The following is a 23939-nucleotide window of genomic DNA, read 5'->3' as shown; positions in this document are numbered from 1 at the left end:
CTCGCTGGTGGCCCAGTGGATGCTGATCGGCTTCGTCCACGGCGTGATGAACACCGACAACATGACGATCTCCGGCGAGACGATCGACTACGGGCCGTGCGCCTTCATGGAGGCCTACAACCCCGACACGGTGTTCAGTTCAATCGACCATTGGGGCCGATACGCCTACGACAACCAGCCCGCCATCGCCGGATGGAACCTCGCCCGGTTCGGTGAGGCCCTGCTACCGCTGCTCGCGGACAGCGTGGACGAGGGCATCGCGCTCGCGGAAAAGGCGTTCGATGTTTTCCGGGGCCAGTACGACGCCACGTGGACGAACGGGATGCGGGACAAACTCGGTCTCTCCGCGGACAACGACTCCGCGACGGTCATGTCGTTGGTCGAAGATCTGCTCGCGCTGCTGAATGAGAGTCGCGTCGACTACACCTCGTTCTTCCGCGGGCTGAGCCACGCGGCGCGAGGTGACGTCGAGCCCACGCGCGGATTGTTCATCAACCCGGCCGGGATCGACGGATGGATCTCACGTTGGCGAGCACTTACTCCGGATGCGGTGTTGATGGATCGAAGCAACCCGATGTACATCCCGCGCAACCACCTCGTCGAGGAGGCGTTGGCCGCTGCAACGGCCGGCGACCTGGAGCCCCTCCAGCAACTGCTGACTGTCGTCACCGCCCCCTACTACGAGCGACCGGGCTTGGAGCGTTACGCCGCCCCAGCGCCGGAAGACTTCGGCGACTACCGGACGTTCTGCGGAACCTGAGCTGCAAGATTTGCCGCGCGCTGGGTCATAGCGGCCTGCAAGATCGTGCCGGCGGTGACGAATGCGGGTTTGTCGCGATCGGCGGGAAGAACCGGCAGGCTGGCGGCGCGACGCAGCACCATCAGGGCGAGGCCGCTGTACGTCGTATACGGGATGATCAACAGGTTGACCCGCGCCTTCTCGCCGTTGATGGTCATGACGTGCTGGGGTTTGTGTTCCCATCCCGGCCAATTGAAGTCAGGTGGACGTTGAAGGTGCGGCCAGTTGACGTTGATCGAGGTGATGTCTCCCAGCAACGGAGTCAGGGCCGCGATGAGGCCGGGTAACTCGACGGTCATCCGATCAACGCGCGGCCACCAGGCACCGTCGATCTCCCCGCCCAAGTGACTGGAAACCGCCAACCGAATGGGATTCGCAGAACGCCAGTCACTCATCTAGCGACAACTCGGATTGCGGTAAAGGTGTTGCTGGTCAAGGGAATTCCTTCACGGCTGGCGTCGCAAGCCCGCTGGCGCAGGAAAGCGGAGGAATCCCATTGCCCGCGAATGCCATCCGCACGCGTCCCGGCAAATCACCGCCGGCAACAAAACGGCTCACCTGCAACGTTACGCCACCAACGCCCGGTTTGGTAACTCAGGTGTTTCATTACGTCCGCTTGCGCGTAGAGTGGTGACAATACCCAGGGGGACGTAGTGGCCACACAGAACTGGTGCGACGCACCCGAGATTCATCCGTCGAAGATCCGCGTCGGTGACATCATCGGAACGCTGCACGAAACCAGCTTGCGCTATACCGTCAAGATGGTCAGCGTCCCTCACTCGGCTCCCCGCAAGTGGACGTTTTTCGGCCGCGACGACCAAGGCTTGGATTACGCGAACGTGTTCGGCGAAGACGATTTAGTCCGCCGGTACGACAAGGAAAAGTGAAATTGATTGGCGGCCACCAGCTTTCCGCGGATCAGCGCACCTTTTGCGGTACCTGACTCGGCTTCGGTGCGGCGGTCAGCTTGTTCGCCTTCCGAATCGCCTTGTCCAGCAACGTAGCCGGTGCGAACTTTTTCAGAACCGTTAATTGGCGCGCCAGCGGCCCGGCCGGGTAGCGCAACTTCGGTGTGCGACTGGTTGCCGCTTGCAGTACGACGCGCGCTACCACCGCGGGGTCATCGCCGGCCTCCACCGCCTTGCGCAGTCCGACTTTGACGTGCTCGCGTAGAGGCCCGTAGCTCTCGATCGGCGAATCGGCATCGGTCGCGTTGGCCTCGAACGAGGTGCTGGTGTAACCGGGTTCGACCACCGAAACCCGCACACCGAACTCGCGGGTCTCGTGATCCAGGGATTCTGAATAGCCTTCGACCGCGTGCTTGGAGGCCGCGTACAGCGCGCCGTACGGCGCCGGAAGGAATCCCAATACCGAGCCGACATTGATGATCCGGCCACTGCCCTGGGCCCGCAGATGCGGCAGCACCTCACGAGTCAACCGGATCACTCCGAAGAAGTTGGTGTCGAAGAGTTCCTGAGCCTGAGCGATCGAACTCTCCTCCGCTGCGCCGAACACACCGACTCCGGCGTTGTTGACCAGGATGTCAATCCGACCGGCCCGCTCGATGACGGTCGCAACGGCCGCGGCGACCGACTCGGGGTCGGTGACGTCGAGCGGCAGCAACTCCACGCCGGCGATCGGCTCGGTGCGTTGCGGGTTGCGGCTGGTGCCGAAAACCTCGAAGCCCTTCGCCGCAAAGGCGCTGGCGATGGCTTGACCGATTCCTGACGAAGTGCCGGTAACCAGCACTACGGGTGATCGCTGTGTCATGTCTACTCCTAGTAAACCGATTGGTGTACCTATGCCGTCGCGACGCTACACCACTTGACGGCGTATGTAAACCGGTCGGTATACTCTCGGTATGAGCAAGCAGGCGGTGGCAAACAAGGGTGGCCGTGGCGCACGTCAGCGCATCCTGGACACGGCCGCCGAATTGTTCTACCGCGACGGCATCAACGCCACCGGCGTCGAGCGACTCGCGGCCGAATCATCGGTCTCTAAACGCACTCTCTACCAACACTTTCCAAGCAAGACAGCGGTAGTCGAGGAATATCTGCGTGCCATGGAGCAACGGGCCAACCGGCTGTCGACCGACACCGGCGATCAGACGCCGCGACAGCGCTTGCTGGCCGTCTTCGACACCCCGACAGCACCCACCTCGACGCTACGCGGCTGCCCCTTCCACAACGCGGCCGTCGAGGCCGCCGGAACCATGCCGGGCGTACACGAAATTGTTCGCGTGTCCAAGGAAAGCTTCGCCGACGCGCTCACCGAACTAGCCGCCCAGGCAGACGCCGCAGACCCGCGACAACTGGGCCATCAGCTCGCCGTGCTGTACGAGGGTGCGGCCGCACTGACAACCTCGCTCGACGATCCAACGCCGTGGGCATGGGCCAAGACCGCGGCCCAGGCGTTGATCGACCAAGCCCTCGCCCGCTGAGCCGCTGTCACGTCTGCACCGCCGATCCCCGCGTGGAGCCGAGCGATAATTTGCCCGCCTTCGAGCGACAATCTCAGGGCGCGACAAGTTTGTCGCTGGGAGGTGGGCACAACGAACGCCGCCGGCCCTCGGTGGCCGAGTGCCTGATGTGATCTTTGCCAGGGCTGCTCAGCGCGCCCCGCGGACCAGCCGGCCGGGACGCGCGCCGGTGTCGACCCCGTGACGGCGAGTCACCACGCCATTGACGATCGTGGCGTCGTAGCCCGAGGCGCCCTGAATCAGCCTCTTGCCGCCGGCCGGCAAGTCGTAAGCCATCTGAGGCCGGTGCAACGTGATCGCATCCATGTCGATCACGTTCACATCGGCCCGCTTCCCGATCTCGACGACACCGCGATCGGACAGCCCAAAGAGCTGCGCCGTGTCGTAGGACTGCTTGCGGATGACGTACTCCAGCGGCAGCGTCTCACCGCGGTGACGATCGCGCGCCCAGTGCGTCAGCAGGAACGTCGGGAACGATGCGTCGCAAATCATCCCGCAATGCGCGCCGCCGTCCGACAGGCCCACCACGCCGGCCGGATGAGTCAGCATCTCGCGGATCGCGTCGTGGTTGCCGTAGGCGTAGTTGTAGAACGGCAGCATCAGCATCGATGTCGCGTCATGCTCGAGCATCAGGTCGTAAAGCGTGGACAGCGGGTCTTCGCCGCGTTCGGCGGCGATCTTCTCCACGGTGCGCTCGTCGGTCGGCTCATAGTCGGGCGGATCGCCCATCGCGTAGGTGCGACCGAGCGCATATTGCGCTAGCGCAAACATGTTGTCGAACAACAAAGTTGGATCCGGCGGCAGATCCTCCTCGGAAAGAATCGCGGCCTTGACGGCGGGATCGGCCAGCCGCTGCGCGAGCTCCTCGCGGCTGCATTCGGCTTTCAGCCGCCGGAAGGTCGGGCGGTGAGTGAACGCGTGATGCCCGTCGAAGCCGAACAACATGCCGAACGGACGCGCGGCGATCTGGGGATACAACCGGCTGCCAGCGGCATGGGCGGCCGCGGAGATGTCCAGCTGTTCGCGCCACAGGTCCGGGGCGGCATCGACCTGGATCATGCCGAAGGAGATCGGCCGATCGATCTCGGCGCCCAACCGCTGCATCCACTCCAGCTCTTTCTTGGGGGCGATGATGTCCTCACCCGCCACGCCCTGCGGAGCCAACTCGAACACCGCCTGGCCGCCGGCCGCCATGGCCCGGCCAAGTCCGAACAGCTCATCTTCGGCGGCATAGGTGCCCGGTACTGGTTCACCGTCGATAGCACGGTGGCCCAGCGTGCGCGAGGTCGAGAAGCCCAGCGCACCGGCTTCGACGGCCTCCTGCACGAGGCGCGCCATCGCCGCGATGTCCTCGGGCGAGGCGGGCTCGTTGCGGGCGCCACGCTCACCCATCGCATATGCGCGGATCGCGCCGTGGGCCACCTGGCTGCCGACGTCGACGGCGAATTCTCCCCGGCCAATGACGTCGAGATATTCGGGATAGCTCTCCCAACCCCAGGAGATGCCCTCGGTGAGGGCGGTGCCGGGGATGTCCTCGACGCCTTCCATCAGGCCGATCAGCCAATCCTCTTGCCCGGGCCGCACCGGCGCGAACCCGACCCCGCAGTTACCGGTGACAACGGTCGTCACGCCGTGGTCACTCGACGGCTCCAGCAGCGCATCCCAGCTCACCTGGCCGTCGTAATGAGTGTGAATGTCGACAAAGCCGGGCGCGACGATCTTTCCGGTTGCATCGATGGTCTCAGCGGCGTCGCCTTCCAGCGGCGGACTGCCCGCCCCGCGGCGCCGGATCTCGACGATCTTGCCGTCCTTGACGGCGATGTCGGCATTGAATCGGTCCGCGCCGGTTCCGTCGACGACGGTTCCGCCGGTGATTTTGAGGTCGAACACGATTACTCCCTTGTCTGCGCTGCCGCCCGCTACAGTGGCCAATGTAACACCGTTACAGAGGCTTCGGGAGTACTTCCATGACGACCCACGCGGCGCCTGATCTACGGCGTGAAGATGCGATCGGTACGCCGCCGCGGCGGCCGACTCTGGTGCCCGCGGAGCGCTACTACTCCGCGGCGTTCGCGCAGCTCGAAGTCGAGCGGATGTGGCCCAAGGTATGGCAGCTCGCCTGCACCGTCGACCATGTCGCGGAGCCCGGGGATTACTTCGAATACCGTTGCGGGCCCTACTCGGTTGTCATTGTGCGCGGTGACGACGGCACGCTGCGTGCCTTCCAGAACGTGTGCCGCCATCGCGGGAACTCGCTGTGCGCGGGATCCGGTTCGGACTTGCGCGAGCTGCGTTGCGGCTATCACGGCTGGACGTGGGACCTGGCCGGCTCACTCAAGCGAGTCCCGAACCGCAAGGGGTTCGGCGCGTTGCCGATGGCCGAGCTTCCGTTGTTCCCGATCCGGGTCGACACCTGGGAGCGGCTGGTCTTCGTCAATCTCGATTCGAATGCGGCGCCGCTTGCCGATTACCTCGAAGCGGTGCCAGACGACATCGCCTGGCTTGGGCTCGGCGACTTCCGTTGCTATGCAACCATGACCGTCGAGGTCGATGCGAATTGGAAGACGATCGCCGACGGGTTCAGCGAGACGTACCACATCCAGACGCTGCACCCCGAGCTGCACAAGTGCATGGACGACGTCTACGCACCGCAGGTCATTTGGGGACATACCGGCAAGTCCGAGCAGATCTACGGGGTGCCGAGTCCGCACCTCAAGCAGCCGCTGAGCGATGCCGACGTCTGGGACGCCTATGTCCGTACGCAGGGTGCACTGATGGGTGTCGCCGAAGGAACTCCGTTCCCGGCAGACCAATGTCAGCCCGGACAGTCGGTTGCGGACGTAATCGCCGCTCGGACAAGAGCTTTCGCTGCCGGACGCGGTGTCGATGCGAGTTGGGCCAGTACCGATCAGGTGATGCGGCTGCACCAGTACAACATTTTTCCGAACATGACATTGCTGGCCAACGCCGATCACCTCACCGTGATGACCTCCCACCCGGGGCCCGATCCCGACCACGGTGAACTGGTGATGATTTTGTGGACGCGCATGCCGCCCGGCGCAGCGCGGTGCCGGCCCACCGACGTTCGGATGACCGCGGACGAAGCTGAGCCGGGCCTGGTTCTCACCCAAGATATTTCGGTGCTGGCCGGGCTTCAGCGCGGTCTGCACCAACCCGGGTTCACGCACTTGACGCTGTCCAACGAGGAACGGCGTGTGATCAATCTGCACCGCAATCTCGAACGCTATCTCGACCTGCCGGAGTCGGAGCTGATGACAGGAGGTGAGACAACTGACGGAACCGGTTAGCGCGCAAACGATCCTGGACACTGCCGCAGGCCTGATCGAACGGCAGGGAGTGGAGGCGTTCACCATGCGGGGCCTCGCCGAAGAACTCGGGGTGGCCGCCACCTCGATCTACTGGCATGTCGGCGGTCGCGACAAACTCTTCGACAGCCTGATCGACCGACTGCTCAGCGAGATGGCACATCTGCCCATCAACGGTGAGAACCCGGTGGAACGTATTGCGTCTCTTGCCCGCTCGCAACGCAGGGTCCTGATCGACCGGCAGCACCTGCTGGCCATCGCCCACGAACGCGACCGAACGCCCACCCTGTTTCTGCCGATTCAGCAGACCCTGGCCGCCCTGCTCGCGGAGTTGGGCGTGACCGGAACCGATGCCGCACTTGTCCTGCGAGCGGTACAGGTTCACGTCATCTCGTCGGCGGTGATGCAGTTCTCCGCGGTTCGGGGTGCCAAACACGAGGAAGAGGACCCCTCGCTGTGGGACGACGAATGGCCCGATCAGGCGCTGGTCCGGGCGCTGCAGTCCCCCACTGACTACGACGCCGTCTTCGAATTCGGGCTCAACGCGCTACTGAGTCACCTGCCGTCAGGTGGCTGAAACGAAGCAATCAGCCGACCGACGTCCCGTCGCCGCGACTCCGACGGCCACACCGCCCAGGTGCGGCGGACCACGGGGTTACCGACCAACGGCGACCAAGTGACGTTGTCGGGCAGCGGCTGCAGTCCGGGTTCGGGGGCAAAAGCGAAAGTCTGGCCGCTGCCGACGGCCACGAACTTCACCGCGGCGATCAGGACTTGATCATCGGCGGCCGGCGGCCCGACATCGATGCCATGGCTGCGGAGTATGCCGGTCAGCTCGTCATACCAGGCGGGGCTGCTGGTGCGGGGGAAGCCGAGCCAATTCAGTTCGGCCAGCTGGTCCAGCTGGAGGCCGTCGGAGTCGGCCAGTTGTGCAGCAACTTTCGATGAGATGAGTACCCCAAGCGGTTCTTGAGCGACCAGCATCGCGTCGAACTCGGAGCCGGCGGGGCGTTCACGGACCAGACCTACGTCGAGTTGATCGCTGCGTAATGCCGTGATTTGCGCTGCCGTCGAGAGGTGCTGAGGAACGACGCGCGTGTTTGGCGATTCGACCGCGAATTTGGCTAGCGCCGTGGGCAACACGTCAGGATCCAGTTCCATCGGAATGCCAAGCCTGACGACCGCGCTGGATCTGGTGTTATAGGTGCTCATCGTCCGCACGGCCTGGTGATAGCGGGCCAGCACCGCACGCGCCTCGACGAGCAACGCCGTTCCTGCCTCGGTTGGGCGTACGCCGGTGCTAGTGCGCTCCAACAGGGAGACGCCGAGTTCGCGTTCCAAGGCGCTCACCGTCTGCGATAACGCTGACTGGCTGACATGCAGACGACGCGACGCGGCGGACATGCCGCCTTCTTCCACCACCGCCACGAAAGCGCTGAGTTCTCGAAAGTCCATCACCGTTGGCTGCCTCACGCCGAAGCCGATTGGCTATCAGCCCAGCTTATAGCGGCAGCTAATAGCTTCGATAAGCCAAACAGATGACTTCACCCGCAGCGCGGATTAAATGGCCTTCGCACCGCGCTATTGCTCGCGACATCCGCAGTTTCCCGCGAAGGAGCAGGTTCGATGACAACAACACTCGAGGGTTCGACCGCACTGGTAACCGGAGCCACCGCCGGCATTGGCCGCGCGACAGCACTCCAACTCGCTCAGCTCGGCGCCGAGGTCATCGTGCACGGGCGCAGCGCCGAACGCGGCGCCAAGGTCGTGCAGGAGATCCAAAACGCAGGGGGCAACGCACGTTTCATCGCAGCCGATCTTGCCGACGCCGACGACGTACGCCGGCTGGCCGCCGAAGTGGGACCGGTCGACATCCTGATCAACAACGCCGGCGTCTACAAGTTCGGTACGACCGTCGACACCGACGACGCGTTCTTCGAAGAGCACATCAACATCAATCTGCGAGCCCCCTACATCCTCGTTCAGCAACTGGTGCCGGGGATGGCCGAACGGGGCCACGGCGTCGTCGTCAACCTCAGCACCGTCGCCGCATCTATCCCATCTCGCACCGGCGGCATCTACGGCGCCAGCAAGGCCGGGGTGGAACTGTTGACTCGCGTCTGGGCGGACGAATTCGGTCGGTCCGGTGTGCGGGTGAACGCCGTGTCGCCCGGGCCGGCCGAGACTCCCGGCACCGACGCGACGCCGGGCCTAGCCGATGCCTTTGCCGCCTACACCGCGCTCGGGCGGCCCGCTTCGGCCGACGAGATCGCCAACGCCATCACGTTTCTGGCCTCACCGGCAGCGAGCTACGTGAATGGCGCCGTCCTGCAGGTCACCGGCGGCCAGTTAGCGATCGGCAGCTAGGGGTCGCAGCAGGAAATCCGCCACGATGCCCGCCATGTCATCGATCGCCGCACGCGGAATCACTTCGAACCCATGGGTGCTCAATGTGGGCAGGCAGAGTAGCCCCGCACGTGGCGTCAGCCCGCTGGCCTTGGAGTGCGACGCGTCAGACATGAATGCACCCAGCGTCGCCGGCTGCGGCGACAGCCCGCGCGCGGTGGCGATCCCCATCAGCCCGTCGGCGACGTCTTTGTCGTACACGCACAACGCGTCGCTGTAGCCCACGATCGGACCGCCGGTGACGGTGGTCGCGTACTCCCGCTCGGTGGGTCCAACGTCCAAGGCGATCGTGAGAGTCCCGGGCAGCGTGGCGCTGGCGTAGGAGCCGCCCACTCCGCCGATCTCCTCGTTGGTGGTGAAAACGAGATACACGTCTTCGGCGGGTCGTTGCCCTCGTTCGTGTAGCAGGCGTGCGGCACGCAACAACGCGGTCACGGCGGCGCGATCGTCCAAAAAGTAGGACCCGATGTAGCTTCCGAACTCGACGAGGTCCCTCTTGCTGCGATCGATACACACGCGAGTGCCGGCATGCACCCCGGCGGCAGCCAGATCTTCGGGTGTGCGCCCGGTGAAGACGTAGACGTGTTGCCAATCCAGCGCGCGGTCGCCTTGGTCAGGTTTGGTCTCCCAGATCCGCGGGCTCTCCTGGGTGGTGTGCTCAGAGCCGAGCGTGAGCACGGCGGTCAGTGTCTGGTGGTCGCCCAGCAGCGCGACCGGACCGAGCCCGAAATTGCCCGGGTACATCACGCCGAGCTGCGTCATATGCAATGTGCCGTCGGCCTCGACACGCTTGACGAGCATGGACAGCTCGTCCATGTGTGCCATCACCCGTGTCGCGGACCCGCCGGCGATCGAGCTCGTCCGGTGCCGATGGTCGCGCGACTCCGAGGTGTTCGCGTCATCGTCGGCACCGATGTAGCCGATCAGGTTGCCGGCGTCGTCGGTCCACATGTCGTCGACCAGGGGTTGCAGCTCGCGGGCACACACTGTGCGCACCGCGTCCTCCTGACCGCACGGTCCGTACGTCCACAGCAGTTCTTGCAAGAGACTTTCGGTCGGATCGAGGTCGCGTTGCCCCATCGGCTCCCCTCCCGTCTTTGCCAACCGTAGACCGATTGCACGGGTGGTTTGCGGGCATATCGGAAGTGGTAGCCGCAACGGTGACGTTGCGCGATGCTAAACGCACGGGTGGACGATGGGAAAGCCGAGGGATCACAGTGAACGAAGAGCAACTTAACGAGATGGGTTCGCGCCGTGGCTTCATTGCCGCACTGGATCAAAGCGGTGGCAGCACCCCCAAAGCGCTGGCGCTCTACGGAATACCCGAGACCGCATATGGCAACGAGGGGCAGATGTTCGACCTCATGCATGAGGCGCGGGCGCGATTGATCGAGAGTCCCAGCTTCACCGGCGACAAGATCCTGGCAACCATTCTGTTTGAGCAGACGCTGGATCGCACCATCAACGGCGAAGACACCGTCGCCTTTCTGTGGAAGCAGAAGCACATCGTGCCGTTCGTCAAGGTCGATCAGGGGCTTGCCGACGCGCAGTACGGCGTCCAGCTGATGAAGCCGATGACGAAACTCGGTTCGCTGCTGGAACGTGCCGTCGAAAAGGGCGTCTTCGGCACCAAAATGCGCTCGTTCGTCCAGGAGCCGAACGACGGCGGCATCAAGGCGATCGTCGACCAGCAGTTCGACAGCGCCGAGGTAATCGCTCAGCACGATCTGATGCCGATCCTCGAACCCGAGGTCAGCATCAAATGCACCAACAAGGCCACCGCGGATCGACTGCTGGTGGAAGCAATACAGGCGAAACTCGATGAGCTTCCGGAGGATCGGCAGGTCATGCTCAAGCTGACGCTGCCGGACGAGAACGATCTGTATGCCCCGCTCATCGAGCATCCCCGCGTTCTGCGGGTGGTGGCGTTGTCCGGCGGCTACAGCCTTGCGCAAAGCGCCGACAAGCTGGCCCACAATCACCGCCTGATCGCGAGCTTTTCGCGAGCCTTGACCGAAGGGCTGACGGTCGACCAGAGCGATGCGGAATTCGATGAGAAGCTCAAGGCGAACATCGACGAAATCTATGACGCCTCGGTGACCTGACGCGGCTATTCGTGAAACGCATTGGCACCCATGACCAATGCCGCTGTACCACCGTAGAGATATCCGACCTCGACCGCTTCGGTAACCTCAGCCTCCGACGCGCCGGCAGCACGGGCGTTGTCGGCCAGCGACTTGACACCGTCAGGGTGCGCAGCGATCGCGTCGGTGATCATTCCCATCAGCAACTTGTATTTGGCGGGAATGGCCCCGTCCTGCAGGATGCGCTCCCGCGTGCCGCGGTAGGAGTCAGCGAAGTGGGGGTCCCGCCGCTCGAGAGTTGCGAGCCACGGAGGATCGCCGTTTGCCGGCGGCGCGGGATCGATGCAACCACCGGCCGACGTGTCGGCCGGGTTGGCGTCGCCGCACCCGTCGGCCCGACTCGTGGGTGCTGCCTGCGCGAGTAGACCGACGCCGACGACCAGCGTCAGCCGCCAGGTGAACGATGCCAGCTTGCCCAATCTGCGTGATGTGGAGGCCATAGCGGAACCGTACGTCCGGCGAATCTCCCTTGCAACCGAAATTCATTGCGCCACTTAACTTATTGCGCCTTCAGCACACAAACACACTGAGTGCTTCGTACGGACTTTCCCGCCTCATTCCGAGCGGCGCGTCGGCCTATCCGTAAAATCAGCAGTAATGCCGGAAATCCGCCACGAGCCCACCGCTCCAACCCGCACCCTGCGCCTCGCATCGGGTGACACGATCGACGCTCACCGGCACAACGACCACCAGATCGTTTACGCGGGGCGCGGAGTATTGGCGGTCACCACCGATCAAGGGTCCTGGGTCGCCCCTGCCACCCGGGCCATCTGGATCCCGGCCGGCACCTTCCACGCTCACCGGGCCTACGGCGAACTCAAGCTGCACACCGTCGGCCTCTCCGCCTCAGATAATCCCCTGCAGCTCGACTCGCCCACCGTGCTGGCAGTCGGACCCTTGTTGCGCGAGCTGATCATCGCCTATACCGGCAGCGACGCGGACACTCCGGAGCGTGCCCGACTGCGCGCCGTGCTGCTCGACCAGTTGCTGGTCTCTCCGCAACAGCCATTACACGTCCCGACTCCCAACGTTCCGCTGCTTCGTGCAGTCTGCGACATCCTGCACGCCGATCCCGCCGACAGCCGGACCCTCGCCGAACTCGGACGCGCAGTCGGCGCCAGCGATCGGAGTCTGTCTCGCCTCTTTCGTCAAGACCTCGGAATGACGTTCCCGCAGTGGCGCACCCAGTTACGTCTGCACCGCGCGCTCGTTCTGTTGGCTGAACGAACACCGGTGACGACCGTCGCACACCAATGTGGCTGGTCATCGGCAAGTGCCTTCATCGAGGTGTTCCGCCGCAGCTTCGGGCACACCCCCGGCGCGTCTTCTCGCCTGGATACTCCCGAATTTGATTTGGCGTCAAGCTGACGTGTGTGCGCCTAATCGGGTTTGCTTGCTCGCCAACGCAGTCGGACTCCCGAAACGTCCGTGCGAATGTCGGTGAACCCCGCCACGCCCAGGCGTGTCTTCAGCTCGTCTGGCCGGATCGGGTTGTAGGTATCTCCGATATGGATGAGCCGGAACGGCAGTGACGGCACACGGTCGCTACCGGCGAACACCCCGCCGGGCCGCAGGACTCGAAACGCCTCCGCGAACAACTGATCTTGCAGCCGATCGGTGGGGACGTGATGAAGCATGGTGAAGCACACCACCGAGTCGAACGACGTATCGGGCAACCCGGTATTGCTGCCATCGCCGTGCATCACCCGCGCCCGGTCGCCGTACAGCCGGTCCAGCCGCTCGGCCATCGGCTTGTCGACTTCGACCGCTGTCACCGCGCCGGCCCGATCGACGAGTGCGCGCAGAGTCGCGCCGTAACCGGGCCCGATCTCGAGCGTCTGGTCGCCCAACTCCACATCTGCGAGCGCCCAGGGCAGCAGCTCATCGCGGACCATGTCGGCCCACCCCGCCGAGCTACACCGTCGCTGATGCAACAAGTTCATCGCCATGACGTGGCGCCTTTCTTCTGGAAACTTCATGCATTTCGCACGTTACGAGACACCGAGGTGTGCTGGCTTCCGAAAATGTGCCTTGTTCTATCGAAAAACCGCCACAGTCCGATCGGGCGACAACATGCCGGCGAGGCCCGTTATTGATAACTCGCTGTTGCTGATTCGCGTGCCCATACCCATCTCCACCGACGTGTGGCGCATCACGATTCCGCGGGAATACGCACCAACGAGACGCGTTGAACTCGGCGTAAGAAAGTGGCGAAAGGCAAGACGAATGACCAAGACCGAGATAATTCGAGACAATCTGCTACTCAAAGGTCTTGGTAGGCCCGTCCCGTTGAATGCGATTGACTGGAAGGTCAAGCAGCAGAACCCCTCAGCGTCCGAAGCGCAGGTACAACAAGAGACGCTCGAGACCATCCGCACCCTGGTCGACGACGGACTGTTCCGCCTCGGAGACGTGAACAAATTCCGTTTCGTCGCCTCCAAGCGGCCGCTTGACCGTTCGATAGACAAGATCTCGCACAGGTACGTCGGCCATTACGACGACCCGAGGCGATGGATGTTCTCGGCATGGATGAAGTTGACCGACAAAGGTCAGCAACTGGCGCTATCCCTGGAGGAACGGGCCATCGATTTGTACCGCGAACACGAAGTGGCGCAAGACTTCTCGACCCACGAAATGGCCGAACTCACGCAGCTGCGTGCCCAGGTCAGCCAATGGGAGTCCGAAGGCGACCTCCTGCACCGCGACGTCGCCTAGCTTCTCAGCAATTGGCGGCTTCCAGGAAGCGTCCCGCTCGCAGCTCGGTGCCGAAGCCGGGCGCGAATTCGCCCTCCGCGTAGACGATCTGGCCGCCGACGATGGTGGCGCTGACGAGAGCGTCGTTGCGGTTCACCATTCGCTTGACGTCCGGTGCGCCCGGGTAGGGTGCTTCGGCGTAGGCAGCGCTTGACCCGTCGAATCCGTCAGGATTGATGATGGCGATGTCCGCGCGTTTGCCATCGCGAAGGTAGCCGGCGTCGAGGCCGTACCAGTCGGCGAGTTCACCGGTCAGGCGGCGGACTGCGGTCTCCACGGACATCGATCGACGGTGGTAAACACGTTCGAGCATGCGGAGTCCGCTGTTATAGAACGCCATGTTGCGCAGATGCGCCCCGGAGTCCGAGAAGCCGATCTGCACGTTGGGCGATCGCTGCATCCGGTCCAGCACGTTCTCGCGGTCGTTGGCGACGACCGTCCGCCAGCGCAGCTTTGCGCCGTGCTCGACGGTCAGGTCGAGAAGTGCGTCGGCGGGTTCGATTCCGCGCGTGGCAGCCACATCGGCGAACGATTGTCCGACGACGGAAGCATCTGGGCAGGAGACGATTTCGGCGTCGGAGAGATCGCGACTCCACACTCGCGGGCCGAACTGTTTCGTCATGTCTTTGCGAAACTGACGGCGGTACGACTCGTCGGCGAGCAGCCGTCCGCGACTCACTTCGTCGCGGAAGTTCAGCGCGGCCGAGCCTGAACCGAACTCCTCGAACACGACGAGATCGACACCGTCTGCGTACATTTCGAACGGCACCGGCAGGTGCTGCCAGCGGAAGTCGCCGCCGGCCCGGTTTGTGAGAGCGGCGGCCAGCAAGGTCAATCGCGCCGCCCGCCGGTCGGCCTTGACGTCGGCGGCCGCGATCAATGTGCTCTTCAGCGGTCGCCGGAATCCGAGGCCGATGCTTTGAGCGAGGTAGCGGGACACTTCGGCCTGTCGCGCCAGGTTCGGGGTGCTCTGGTGCACGCGTCCCCGTCGGCGCAGCACGTTGTTGAGCGCGTTGAACTCCGACCACTTCGCGTAGGTCGAGGGCAGTTGCCGCGCCGGAAAACGAGTCCCCTCGAGCTTGGAGAAGGAGCTGCGCAGGGTGGACAGCCCGACGAAACCGGCGTCGAGGGCATCGGAAAGCATCCCCTGCATCTGCTCTATTTCAGCGAGGGTCGGGCGATAGCCACTATCGACCGACCGGCCCAGCCCCAGCACGGCGGCGCGGATGTCGGAGTGGCCGATGAAGGCGGCAACGTTCGCACCGAGCGGCAACGAATCCACCGCCTTGACGTATTCGGGCGGCGTACTCCAGGTTTTGTATTCCTTGACCGCGTCGTGGACGATTTGCCACGGGAGTGCTTCGACGCGGGCGAACATGTCGGCGCAATCGTCGGCCTCGCTGTAGATGGTCGACAGCGAGCAGTTACCCAGAATCACCGAGGTTGTCCCGTGCCGGACGGACTCGCCGAGTCCGGGGCTGAGCAGAATTTCGGCATCGTAGTGCGTGTGCACGTCGATCAGGCCGGGCATCACCCATTGGCCGGATGCATCGACGGTGCGCACGCCCTCGGGCAGACCTTGGGCGATCGCGGCCACTTTCCCGTCGCGGACTCCGACGTCGGCAGCTGTCGGCGCCGCACCGGTTCCATCGAACACCGTGCCGCCACGGATCACCACATCAAAATTCGTCATCTCAACCCCACCTATCGATACTTTTTGGGTATCACCTCGATACTGATCAGTATCGAATCGATACCGTCGAGTATGCTTTCATCCATGTCGCCTGTCAAGCCAATGCGAACCCGCCCGACACGAGGCGAGGTACGGGACCGGATCCTGGATGCAGCCTCGAGAGTTTTCGCCGCCGAGGGGTTCGCCGGCGCCACGATCGACGCAATCGGTCAAGCCGCGGGATTCACCAAAGGCGCGGTCTACTCGAACTTCGGATCCAAAGACGAATTGTTCCTGGCCTTGCTTGACCGCGAGTTCGAGCTTCGTGGCGAGCAGATCGCCACGGCGCTGGAAAGTGGCGGCGATACCGCGGCGGCCGCGCAGTCATTGAGCCGGTCGGTGCTTGACTCGGTTCACGGCCGCGCCGACTACTACATCCTGTTCGTCGAGTACTGGCTGCGTGCGGTGCGCGATCCCGAGCTGCGCGAGCGCCTGATCGCGCGTCGTCATGCCGCCGCCGCCGACCAGGCGCAGACCATCGTCGAATCGACCACCACCGCGCCGTCCGGTAAGCGATTGGCCGATCTCGCCCAGCTCGTCGTCACGATCAACTTGGGGATCGCGATGGAGGAAGTTCTTCGCCCAGGAACCATCGACCCGGACCTACTCGCGAATTTGATCACCGTCCTCCTGGATTCTTTCGCGGTCCAAAGCGATTAGGAGCGATACGTGGACACACAGGATCAGGCGGCCGCTCCGGCGGTAATCACCGCGACCGGACTGGGGGTCGACGGCGAGCACGGGCCGCTGTTCTCGGGTATAGACCTGGAATTCGCGGCGGGCTTTCACGCCGTTCAGATGCCCGGTGGGCCAGGACAGACCACGCTGCTGATGACGTTGGCGGGTCGCTTCAAGCCCACCCACGGCACGCTGAACGTCCTCGGCGATACGACGCCGCGGGCGATTCGCCGGCACTGCGCGATCGCGGCCTTTCCCGACATCGACGAACTCGAGGAATCGGTGACCGTGCAGACGGTGCTCGCCGAGCAGCGGCGGTGGCTGGCACCGTGGTACGCACAGATTCCCCGGGAAGCCGGGCGGTCCAAGTTAACCGAAGTATTCGGCGACACTCCTCCACCGGCCCCTGGCACCTACATCGTCGAATTGTCCGATCTGGAACTGTTTTTGCTGCGGATCACGCTGGCGACGCTATCGAACCGTCCAATTCTGGTGGTCGGCGATCTCGAACAGGTACGCGACAACGCGCGCCGCACGATCGCGGTCGAGCGACTGGGCGAGCTCGCCACACAGTGCACCGTCGTCGTCGGGGTGACCAATCCGCTCGGCACCGACGCGCCCGACCACGAACTACACGATCACCGCATCTTGACCGGAGGGGACTGACGATGCTTGCTGGACTTGCATTCGGCTCGGAAATCAAACGTTTCGGCCGCAGCCGAATGACCCGGGTGGCAATCATCGTGCTGATGCTGCTGCCGCTGGTGTACGGGGCGCTGTACCTGTGGGCGTTCTGGGACCCGTTCGGCCATGTGAACAAGATGCCGGTGGCACTGGTCAACTCCGACCGGGGCGCTGTGGTGTCCGGGCAACCGTTCAACGCGGGCAGCGAGATAGCCAAGAGCCTCACTGCCGATGCCAGCCTGGACTGGCACGTCGTCAGCCCCGCGGAAGCGCACCACGGAGTCGAACACGGCAAGTACTACTTCATGGTCGAGCTGCCACCGGATTTCAGTGCGGCGATCGCTTCGCCGGTGACCGGACAACCGAAAAAGGCCAACCTGATCGCCGTGTACAACGACGCCAACAACTACATCTCGACGAGCATCGGCCGTACCGCGATCGACCAGGTGCTCAACGCCGTCTCGTCTCGGATCTCCGGGCAGGCGGTCAATCAGATGCTCTCCGTGGTGGTTTCGTCCGGTGCAGGCATCAAACAGGCCGCCGACGGGGCCGCCCAACTCGCCGACGGCACCAGTCAGCTGGCGGCCGGTCTGGACACCGCCCGGTCGGGCTCGGCGACGCTTGCCACCGGCGCTCAGCAGCTCTCCGATGGGATCAACTCGGCCACCGAACCCCTGCTCGCGGTGACCAAGGCGCTGTCCCAAGTCGGTGGCAGCACCGACCAGTTGCAACAGGGCGCGACCGCGCTACAGCAGGCCAATGATCAGATCGGCGGCATCGCCACGGCGCAGGACAATGCCGCCAGTGCACTTTCGCCGGTGATCGACCAGCTGTCCGCCAGACAGGACCCGTTGGCAAACACGCTGCGCGGCGTGCAGGACCAACTCCGACAGCACGCGTTCACGCCGCAAATCCGGCAGCGCCTCACCGACGCGCAAAACGCCGCAATCGCCATGACATCGGGACTGCGCGCACCCGGCAGTCCGCTGGCCTCGGCCCTCGACCAGGTCGGCAACAAAGGGCAGGACCTGACCAGCAAGCTCACCCAACTGCGCGACGGAGCCAAGCAGGTTGCCTCCGGTAACACCCAGTTAGCAAGCGGCATAGCCAAACTCGACGATGGCGCACAGCAGCTCAAATCCGGCTCTGCCGAGCTCGCGACCAAACTCAGCGACGGCGCCAAGCAGGCGCCCCACTGGACGAACCAGCAGAAGGATGCCATCGCGGATACCATCGGCGGCCCGGTTCAGCTCGAGACCTCACACGAGAATGCCGCGCCGAACTTCGGCACCGGCATGGCTCCGTTCTTCCTGACGCTGGCGCTGTTTTTCGGCGCACTGGTGCTCTGGATGGTATTGCGGCCCTTGCAAAGCCGCGCGATCGCTGCCGAAGTACTTCCCATTCGAGTCGCACTGTCGAGCTATCTTCCTGCGGCGGTCATCGCGATGTTCCAGGCGGTCATCCTGTATTGCGTGGTGCGGTTCGGCCTCGGCATGCACGTCGTCCACCCCGCCTCGATGCTCGGCTTCATGATCCTTATTTCGTTCGCGTTCGTGGCCGCAACACAGGCGATCAATGCGCTCGTCGGCCCGGCGGTGGGCCGGGTGCTCATCATGGCGCTGCTCATGCTGCAACTGGTCAGCGCCGGGGGCATGTACCCCGTGGAAACCACCTCGAAGCCTTTCCAGTTCCTGCACCGCTTCGACCCGATGACCTATGGCGTCAACGGACTTCGGCAGCTGATACTCGGCGGAATCGACGGCCGGCTGTGGCAGGCGGTCGTGGTGCTGATCGGCATCTGGGCTTTCGCCATGCTGATCTCGTGCCTATCTGCCCGGCGAGATCAGCTCTGGAACCTCGACAGGCTGATACCGGCGATCAAGATGTAGCGCAGGTAGGCGCAGTCCGGAAACCTGTTTGTTGCGAGCCCGTTGGCTGTCGTCGCGCGACGGCATCGCTCGTTCGTCGCGAGTACGTGAGCTGGCGTTAACCTGACGGACTTCATTTTTGCGCCCAGTGTGCAGACGTCGCTGCCACAATGACGACCTGGGCACCGCGGCAAAGGCCCGTGCGTATTGAGCCGATCGAGGGAACAGGACTCACGATGACCGATGTCGACCAGACACCCAGTGGCGTCCGCGCCGACCTCAACGAGCATTCGCGCACCGGGATGGGCGCGCACGCACTGCAGCGGGCGATCACTGATCACCTCCGCTACTCGATCGGCCGTCCGGCCGCTGCGCTGAAGCCCGAGCACTACTACCGGGCGCTGGCACTGGCCGTGCGCGACCGCATGCAGGACCGCCGCGTGGCGTCGACACAGACCTCGCTTGACCTAGGCCGCAAGGTCACCTGCTACCTGTCCGCCGAGTTCTTGATGGGCCCACAGCTCGGTAACAACCTGCTGAACCTACGCCTGGAGCAGGCGGCAAAAACCGCCCTGGCGGCGATGGGTCAAGACCTCGACGAGGTCCTGGCGTGCGAGGCGGAGCCCGGGCTGGGCAACGGCGGCCTCGGCCGGCTCGCCGCGTGCTACCTGGACTCGCTGGCAACCCTCGAACGTCCGGCGATCGGCTACGGCATCCGCTACGAGTTCGGCATCTTCAACCAGGAGATCCGCGACGGATGGCAGGTCGAGAAGACCGACAACTGGCTGGTCAACGGAAATGCTTGGGAGATCGCCAAACCCGACGTGAACTATCTGGTGAAGTGGGGCGGCTACGCCGAGCACTACACCGACGACGCCGGCCACGAACGCGTCCGGTGGGTGCCCGGGCGTCTGCTGAAGGGGGTCGCCTACGACACCCCCATCCAGGGCTACGGCGTCAACACCTGCAACGTGCTGACGCTGTGGAGTGCGCGGGCGGTCGAGTCCTTTGCACTGGAAGCCTTCAACACCGGTGACTACTACAAGGCCGTCGAAGACGAGGTGACCTCCGAAACCGTCACCAAGGTGCTCTACCCCAACGACGAGCCGGACGCCGGCAAGCGGCTGCGCCTGCTGCAGCAGTACTTCTTCGTGTCCTGCTCGCTGCAGCACGTGCTGCACATCATGGACGACCTCGCCGACGCCGGGGTCCGTGAGCTTCCGCAACGATTCGCTTTGCAGCTCAACGACACCCACCCGTCCATCGGCGTCGCCGAGCTGATGCGGTTGCTGGTCGACGAGCGCGATCTCGACTGGGACGAGGCGTGGGCGATCACCGTGGCGACATTCGGCTACACGAACCACACCCTGCTGCCGGAGGCGCTGGAAAAGTGGCCGCTGGAGCTGTTCTCCGAGTCACTGCCTCGCCACTTGGAAATCATCTACGAGATCAATCGCCGATTCCTCGACGAGGTGCGCTCGCGGTTCCCCGGCGACGAGGACCGCGTTCGCCGCATGTCGCTGATCGGCGAGGACGGCGGCAAGAACGTCCGCATGGCGCACCTGGCGACCGTCGGCAGCCACGCCATCAACGGCGTCGCGGCGCTGCACTCGGAATTGCTGAAAGAAAGCGTGCTCAAGGACTTCTACGAGTTGTGGCCGGAGCGGTTCAGCAACAAGACCAATGGCGTAACGCCCCGGCGCTTCCTGGCGCTGGCCAACCCGGGTCTGCGCGAATTGCTGGACCGCACCATCGGGGACGGCTGGCTGAGGGACCTGGACCGCCTGCGTGGGCTGGAGCCATTTGTCGAGGACGCCTCTTTCCGCGCGCAATGGCGCGACATCAAGCGCGGCAACAAGGCGCGCCTGGCCAAGTATTTGCGCACGGCGACCGGCATCGAGCTCAACCCGGACTGGATGTTCGACATTCAGGTCAAGCGGATCCACGAGTACAAGCGCCAGCACCTCAGCGTGTTGCACATCATCGCGCTGTACCACCGCCTCAAGCAGAACCCTGGGTTGTCGATTCCGCAGCGCGCCTTCGTGTTCGGCGGCAAGGCGGCGCCCGGATATTTCATGGCCAAACGAATCATCAAGCTGATCAACGCCGTTGGCGAGACGATCAACAACGATTCCGAGGTCAACAAATTCCTCAAGGTCGCGTTTGTGCCGAACTTCAGCGTCAAGAACGCCCAGCTGATCTACCCGGCCGCTGACCTGTCCGAGCAGATCTCCACCGCGGGCAAGGAAGCCTCCGGGACCGGGAACATGAAGTTCATGATCAACGGCGCCCTGACCATCGGCACGCTCGACGGCGCCAACGTCGAGATGCGCGAGGAGGTCGGCGCCGAGAACTTCTTCCTGTTCGGTCTGACCGAGTCCGAGGTCGAAGCCGTCAAGGCGAAGGGATATCGCCCGGAGGACTACATCGAGAGCAACGACGAGCTGCGATCGGTGCTGAATCTCATTAGCTGCGGCCAGTTCTCGCACGGCGACACCGAGGTGTTCAAGCCGCTGGTGGACAACCTGCGGTACGACGACCCGTTCCTGGTATGCGCTGACTTCGCGTCCTATGTGGCCGCGCAGGAGCAGGTGGGCGCGGCCTGGCTGGATAAGGATGCGTGGACGAAGATGTCCATACTCAACACCGCCCGCAGCGGAAAGTTCTCGTCGGACCGCGCTATCGCCGAGTACTGCGACGAGATCTGGAATGTGTGGCCACTGACCGTGACGATGTGATCTGGCGACTCCCCGTCACCGTGCTGGGTACCGAGGACAGATCGCGGACCACTCGGGAGTAGAGGCCGCCGGGGGTTTGCGTGTCGGGGTCACGACGACTGCAAGACCACGGCCGAGCGCGGCCCCACCGTAAGCTCCTGCACGACCGTAATCTTTCGCGCAGGGTCGAAGCTGTCGCAGGCAATGTCCCAGCGTCTGCCGCGCAGATCGTCTGGCACAGTGAAGGTCAATGGCTCCCACCATCCGTTGAGCAGGACGTAAAAGTCGTCATCGATCATCGGCATTCCGTCGGGACCCTCATCCGGATCCGTTGAGCCGTCGATGAACAACGCGACACTGCGAGCAATCGGGTCTGGCCACTCTTCGGCAGTCATCTCCGCACCTGAGTTCGTGAACCAGCGCAGGTCTGACGCCGCCGTGCCGGTGTCGTAGCGCCGCCTGCGGAACGCCGGATGACGCCGACGCAATGCGATGAGTTCCGTTGTGAAATCTAGCAGTTCACCGTCGACTGTCGTCCAGTCGAACCAGGTGATCTCGTTGTCCTGGCAGTAGGCATTGTTGTTGCCCCGCTGGGTGCGCCCGCGCTCGTCGCCCCCCAACAGCAGCGGTACCCCTGCCGAGAGCAACAGCGTCACAAGGAACGCCCGCTTTTGCCGAGCACGGAGGGCCACTACAGCTGGATCATCGGTTGTGCCCTCGGCTCCGCAGTTCCATGAGCGGTTGTCGTCGGTGCCGTCGCGGTTGCCCTCACCATTGGCATCGTTGTGTTTGTTGTTGTACGAGACCAGGTCGGTCAGCGGAAAGCCGTCGTGCACGGTGACGAAGTTGACCGACGCGCTGGGGCGGCGTCCCTCATCGGGGCGGTCGTAGATGTCAGCCGAACCGCACAGGCGGGTAGCGAAATCCGACAACAGCCCGTCGTGGCTGCGCCACCAGTCGCGCACAGTGTCGCGGAAGCGTCCATTCCATTCACTCCACAGCGGCGGGAAGCGACCGATGTCGTAACTGTCCATGCTGCCGACATCCCACGGCTCAGCGATGAGCTTGACCTGTGAGATGACCGGATCCTGGCTTACCACGTCGAAGAACGCCGAGAATGGGTCGAAGGCGCCGTCAGCTCGTCCGAGGGTCGGAGCGAGGTCGAAACGAAAGCCGTCGACGCCCATTGTCGACACCCAGTAGCGCAGCGAATCCGTGATCATCCGCAGCGTGATCGGATTCGCCATATTCAGCGAATTGCCCGTGCCGGTCGTGTCGATGTAGCGACTCGGGTCGCTCGGGTCAAGGCGGTAGTAGCCGGCGTTGTCGAGACCGCGGTGAGACAGCGTTGGACCCCCAGGCCCACCCTCGGCGGTGTGGTTGTACACGACGTCGAGCAGCACCTCCAACCCTGCCGCGTGGAGGGCATCGACCATTCCCCGGAATTCCGCCACCTGGCCACCGCGACGGCCCGCCCGTACCGCAGCCGAGTACGCCGCGTGCGGCGCAAAGAAGCCGATGGTGTTGTAGCCCCAGTAGTTCGTCAGCCCCCGCTCGACGAGGAATGACTCGGGCACGTTGTGGTGAACGGGCAGCAGCTCGACAGTGGTGACGCCGAGATGGACGAGGTAGTCGAGCGCCGCCTCGTGCGCCAAGCCGGCGTAGGTGCCGCGCAGCTCGGGTGGCACATCGGGATGCGTTGCGGTGAATCCACGGACGTGCACCTCGTAGATGATCGTGTCGGCGAGCGGATGTCCCGGTCCGGGCATGGGCGGAATCGGCGGCAGCGGCGCCGTCACCAGGCTGCGCGGCATGTGGCCGGCTGAATCCAGCGGGCTGGGAGCCGCGGTGTTATCCGTTGCATAGTCGAATAATTCGGGCCCGAACCGGCATTCACCATCGATCGCGCGGGAATAGGGGTCAAGGAGCAGCTTGGCGGGGTTGTAGCGCAGGCCCCGGGAGCGGTCGTAGGCGCCACCGACCCGAAAACCGTAGGCCTGGCCCTCCCCCACGCCGGGCACGAAGCCATGCCAGATGTCGCCGTCTCGTTCCGGCAGCGCCAGTCGGGTCTCGGCTCCGTTGTCGTCGAACAAGCAAAGCTGCACCTGTTCGCCTTGCGATGACACGGCGAAGTTCGTCCCGTCCGGCCCGCACGTCGCGCCCAGCGGAGCGGGTCTGCCGGGCAAGATTGGCGTGGTCATCGGCAACTCCTCAACCTCGACAAGCGGCTGAACCACCTCCGACACAGTGGGGCATGCACTGAATCGTGCCGCTCAGACCTTTCAATGTCATTGTGAGTGCCGACAATATTGGCCGCTCGTTCGGGATGGCGCGGAGCGTCGGACGCGGGTG

Annotated in this window: 22 protein-coding genes; 13 read left to right on the top strand and 9 right to left on the bottom strand. The window is 64.0% G+C overall.

Going from position 1 to position 23939, the window contains the following annotated elements:
* Positions 1–760, top strand: a 760-nt coding sequence (locus VN856_RS05350) for a protein adenylyltransferase SelO family protein (RefSeq protein ID WP_325686880.1), incomplete at its 5' end; no start/stop codon positions are given.
* Here the strand turns inward: VN856_RS05350 and VN856_RS05345 are convergent.
* On the bottom strand, positions 736–1194 hold the full coding sequence (locus VN856_RS05345) for a DUF5994 family protein (RefSeq protein WP_325686878.1): 459 nt from the start codon (positions 1192–1194) through the stop codon (positions 736–738). The two genes, VN856_RS05350 and VN856_RS05345, sit on opposite strands and share 25 nt — an antisense overlap.
* Before the next feature lie 258 nt (positions 1195–1452).
* Here VN856_RS05345 and VN856_RS05340 point away from each other — a divergent pair, with 258 nt between their 5' ends.
* Positions 1453–1686, top strand: coding sequence for a hypothetical protein (locus VN856_RS05340; protein WP_325686876.1), 234 nt, complete (start codon positions 1453–1455; stop codon positions 1684–1686).
* A gap of 31 nt (positions 1687–1717) precedes the next feature.
* Here VN856_RS05340 and VN856_RS05335 read toward each other — a convergent pair whose 3' ends face one another.
* On the bottom strand, positions 1718–2569 hold the full coding sequence (locus VN856_RS05335; RefSeq protein WP_325686874.1) for an oxidoreductase: 852 nt from the start codon (positions 2567–2569) through the stop codon (positions 1718–1720).
* A gap of 91 nt (positions 2570–2660) precedes the next feature.
* Between VN856_RS05335 and VN856_RS05330 the strand changes: the two genes are divergently transcribed.
* Complete coding sequence (locus tag VN856_RS05330; RefSeq protein WP_325686872.1) at positions 2661–3239, top strand: TetR/AcrR family transcriptional regulator; 579 nt, start codon at positions 2661–2663, stop codon at positions 3237–3239.
* 168 nt (positions 3240–3407) lie between these two features.
* On the opposite strand, the gene VN856_RS05325 is transcribed toward VN856_RS05330, so the two are convergent.
* Positions 3408–5168 carry an N-acyl-D-amino-acid deacylase family protein gene (locus VN856_RS05325; protein WP_325686882.1) on the bottom strand — a complete coding sequence of 587 codons (1761 nt, stop codon included), beginning with the start codon at positions 5166–5168 and terminating at the stop codon, positions 3408–3410.
* A gap of 77 nt (positions 5169–5245) precedes the next feature.
* On the opposite strand from VN856_RS05325, the gene VN856_RS05320 reads away from it, so the two are divergent.
* A complete protein-coding gene (locus tag VN856_RS05320) occupies positions 5246–6586 on the top strand; it encodes an aromatic ring-hydroxylating dioxygenase subunit alpha (protein ID WP_325686870.1) in 1341 nt (446 codons plus the stop codon).
* A complete protein-coding gene (locus VN856_RS05315) occupies positions 6561–7181 on the top strand; it encodes a TetR/AcrR family transcriptional regulator (protein WP_325686868.1) in 621 nt (206 codons plus the stop codon). The genes VN856_RS05320 and VN856_RS05315 overlap by 26 nt, the downstream gene beginning before the upstream one ends.
* Here VN856_RS05315 and VN856_RS05310 read toward each other — a convergent pair.
* Entirely contained in the window at positions 7160–8059 is a 900-nt protein-coding gene (locus VN856_RS05310) for a LysR family transcriptional regulator (protein ID WP_325686866.1), read from the bottom strand. The two genes, VN856_RS05315 and VN856_RS05310, sit on opposite strands and share 22 nt — an antisense overlap.
* A 171-nt stretch (positions 8060–8230) precedes the next feature.
* On the opposite strand from VN856_RS05310, the gene VN856_RS05305 reads away from it, so the two are divergent.
* A complete protein-coding gene (locus VN856_RS05305) occupies positions 8231–8971 on the top strand; it encodes an SDR family oxidoreductase (protein ID WP_325686864.1) in 741 nt (246 codons plus the stop codon).
* Here VN856_RS05305 and VN856_RS05300 read toward each other — a convergent pair.
* Positions 8954–10090 carry a M28 family peptidase gene (locus tag VN856_RS05300; protein WP_325686862.1) on the bottom strand — a complete coding sequence of 379 codons (1137 nt, stop codon included), beginning with the start codon at positions 10088–10090 and terminating at the stop codon, positions 8954–8956. The two genes, VN856_RS05305 and VN856_RS05300, sit on opposite strands and share 18 nt — an antisense overlap.
* 137 nt (positions 10091–10227) lie before the next feature.
* Here VN856_RS05300 and VN856_RS05295 point away from each other — a divergent pair, with 137 nt between their 5' ends.
* Positions 10228–11115 carry a fructose bisphosphate aldolase gene (locus VN856_RS05295; protein ID WP_325686860.1) on the top strand — a complete coding sequence of 296 codons (888 nt, stop codon included), beginning with the start codon at positions 10228–10230 and terminating at the stop codon, positions 11113–11115.
* 5 nt (positions 11116–11120) lie between these two features.
* On the opposite strand, the gene VN856_RS05290 is transcribed toward VN856_RS05295, so the two are convergent.
* A complete protein-coding gene (locus tag VN856_RS05290) occupies positions 11121–11594 on the bottom strand; it encodes a carboxymuconolactone decarboxylase family protein (protein ID WP_325686858.1) in 474 nt (157 codons plus the stop codon).
* A gap of 157 nt (positions 11595–11751) precedes the next feature.
* On the opposite strand from VN856_RS05290, the gene VN856_RS05285 reads away from it, so the two are divergent.
* Positions 11752–12522, top strand: a complete 771-nt coding sequence (locus VN856_RS05285; protein WP_325686856.1) for a helix-turn-helix transcriptional regulator — start codon at positions 11752–11754, stop codon at positions 12520–12522.
* 11 nt (positions 12523–12533) lie between these two features.
* On the opposite strand, the gene VN856_RS05280 is transcribed toward VN856_RS05285, so the two are convergent.
* Positions 12534–13103, bottom strand: a complete 570-nt coding sequence (locus VN856_RS05280; RefSeq protein ID WP_325686854.1) for a class I SAM-dependent methyltransferase — start codon at positions 13101–13103, stop codon at positions 12534–12536.
* Here VN856_RS05280 and VN856_RS05275 point away from each other — a divergent pair.
* Positions 13102–13869: a hypothetical protein gene (locus VN856_RS05275; RefSeq protein ID WP_325686852.1), complete on the top strand. Its 768-nt coding sequence runs from the start codon at positions 13102–13104 to the stop codon at positions 13867–13869. The two genes, VN856_RS05280 and VN856_RS05275, sit on opposite strands and share 2 nt — an antisense overlap.
* Positions 13870–13873: 4 nt before the next feature.
* On the opposite strand, the gene VN856_RS05270 is transcribed toward VN856_RS05275, so the two are convergent.
* Positions 13874–15601 (bottom strand): N-acyl-D-amino-acid deacylase family protein, encoded by a 1728-nt coding sequence (locus VN856_RS05270; RefSeq protein ID WP_325686850.1) that lies wholly within the window; start codon positions 15599–15601, stop codon positions 13874–13876.
* A 72-nt stretch (positions 15602–15673) separates the two neighbouring features.
* On the opposite strand from VN856_RS05270, the gene VN856_RS05265 reads away from it, so the two are divergent.
* From VN856_RS05265 to VN856_RS05250, 4 genes are all read left to right on the top strand, one after another.
* Positions 15674–16300, top strand: coding sequence for a TetR/AcrR family transcriptional regulator (locus VN856_RS05265; protein ID WP_325686848.1), 627 nt, complete (start codon positions 15674–15676; stop codon positions 16298–16300).
* A 9-nt stretch (positions 16301–16309) separates the two neighbouring features.
* A complete protein-coding gene (locus VN856_RS05260) occupies positions 16310–16984 on the top strand; it encodes a hypothetical protein (protein WP_325686846.1) in 675 nt (224 codons plus the stop codon).
* Between the two features lie 2 nt (positions 16985–16986).
* Positions 16987–18891 (top strand): YhgE/Pip domain-containing protein, encoded by a 1905-nt coding sequence (locus tag VN856_RS05255; RefSeq protein ID WP_325686844.1) that lies wholly within the window; start codon positions 16987–16989, stop codon positions 18889–18891.
* Between the two features lie 215 nt (positions 18892–19106).
* Positions 19107–21608 carry a glycogen/starch/alpha-glucan phosphorylase gene (locus VN856_RS05250; RefSeq protein WP_325686842.1) on the top strand — a complete coding sequence of 834 codons (2502 nt, stop codon included), beginning with the start codon at positions 19107–19109 and terminating at the stop codon, positions 21606–21608.
* Positions 21609–21697: 89 nt separating this feature from the next.
* Here the strand turns inward: VN856_RS05250 and glgX are convergent, their stop codons facing one another.
* A complete protein-coding gene (gene glgX / locus VN856_RS05245; RefSeq protein WP_325686840.1) occupies positions 21698–23788 on the bottom strand; it encodes a glycogen debranching protein GlgX in 2091 nt (696 codons plus the stop codon).
* Positions 23789–23939 lie beyond the last annotated feature (151 nt).

This window comes from Mycobacterium sp. (genome assembly GCF_035603715.1).
Taxonomy (GTDB): Bacteria; Actinomycetota; Actinomycetes; order Mycobacteriales; family Mycobacteriaceae; genus Mycobacterium.
This window is presented reverse-complemented; position numbering and strand designations above follow the sequence as displayed.

Bases quoted from the DNA above. Each gene is read 5' to 3' on its own strand.
- VN856_RS05345 (WP_325686878.1), bottom strand. From the start codon at position 1,194: ATGAGTGACTGGCGTTCTGCGAATCCCATTCGGTTGGCGGTTTCCAGT.
- VN856_RS05335 (WP_325686874.1), bottom strand. From the start codon at position 2,569: ATGACACAGCGATCACCCGTAGTGCTGGTTACCGGCACTTCGTCAGGA.
- VN856_RS05330 (WP_325686872.1), top strand. From the start codon at position 2,661: ATGAGCAAGCAGGCGGTGGCAAACAAGGGTGGCCGTGGCGCACGTCAG.
- VN856_RS05320 (WP_325686870.1), top strand. From the start codon at position 5,246: ATGACGACCCACGCGGCGCCTGATCTACGGCGTGAAGATGCGATCGGT.
- VN856_RS05310 (WP_325686866.1), bottom strand. From the start codon at position 8,059: ATGGACTTTCGAGAACTCAGCGCTTTCGTGGCGGTGGTGGAAGAAGGC.
- VN856_RS05305 (WP_325686864.1), top strand. From the start codon at position 8,231: ATGACAACAACACTCGAGGGTTCGACCGCACTGGTAACCGGAGCCACC.
- VN856_RS05300 (WP_325686862.1), bottom strand. From the start codon at position 10,090: ATGGGGCAACGCGACCTCGATCCGACCGAAAGTCTCTTGCAAGAACTG.
- VN856_RS05290 (WP_325686858.1), bottom strand. From the start codon at position 11,594: ATGGCCTCCACATCACGCAGATTGGGCAAGCTGGCATCGTTCACCTGG.
- VN856_RS05285 (WP_325686856.1), top strand. From the start codon at position 11,752: ATGCCGGAAATCCGCCACGAGCCCACCGCTCCAACCCGCACCCTGCGC.
- VN856_RS05275 (WP_325686852.1), top strand. From the start codon at position 13,102: ATGACGTGGCGCCTTTCTTCTGGAAACTTCATGCATTTCGCACGTTAC.
- VN856_RS05280 (WP_325686854.1), bottom strand. From the start codon at position 13,103: ATGGCGATGAACTTGTTGCATCAGCGACGGTGTAGCTCGGCGGGGTGG.
- VN856_RS05270 (WP_325686850.1), bottom strand. From the start codon at position 15,601: ATGACGAATTTTGATGTGGTGATCCGTGGCGGCACGGTGTTCGATGGA.
- VN856_RS05265 (WP_325686848.1), top strand. From the start codon at position 15,674: ATGCTTTCATCCATGTCGCCTGTCAAGCCAATGCGAACCCGCCCGACA.
- VN856_RS05255 (WP_325686844.1), top strand. From the start codon at position 16,987: ATGCTTGCTGGACTTGCATTCGGCTCGGAAATCAAACGTTTCGGCCGC.
- VN856_RS05250 (WP_325686842.1), top strand. From the start codon at position 19,107: ATGACCGATGTCGACCAGACACCCAGTGGCGTCCGCGCCGACCTCAAC.
- glgX (WP_325686840.1), bottom strand. From the start codon at position 23,788: ATGACCACGCCAATCTTGCCCGGCAGACCCGCTCCGCTGGGCGCGACG.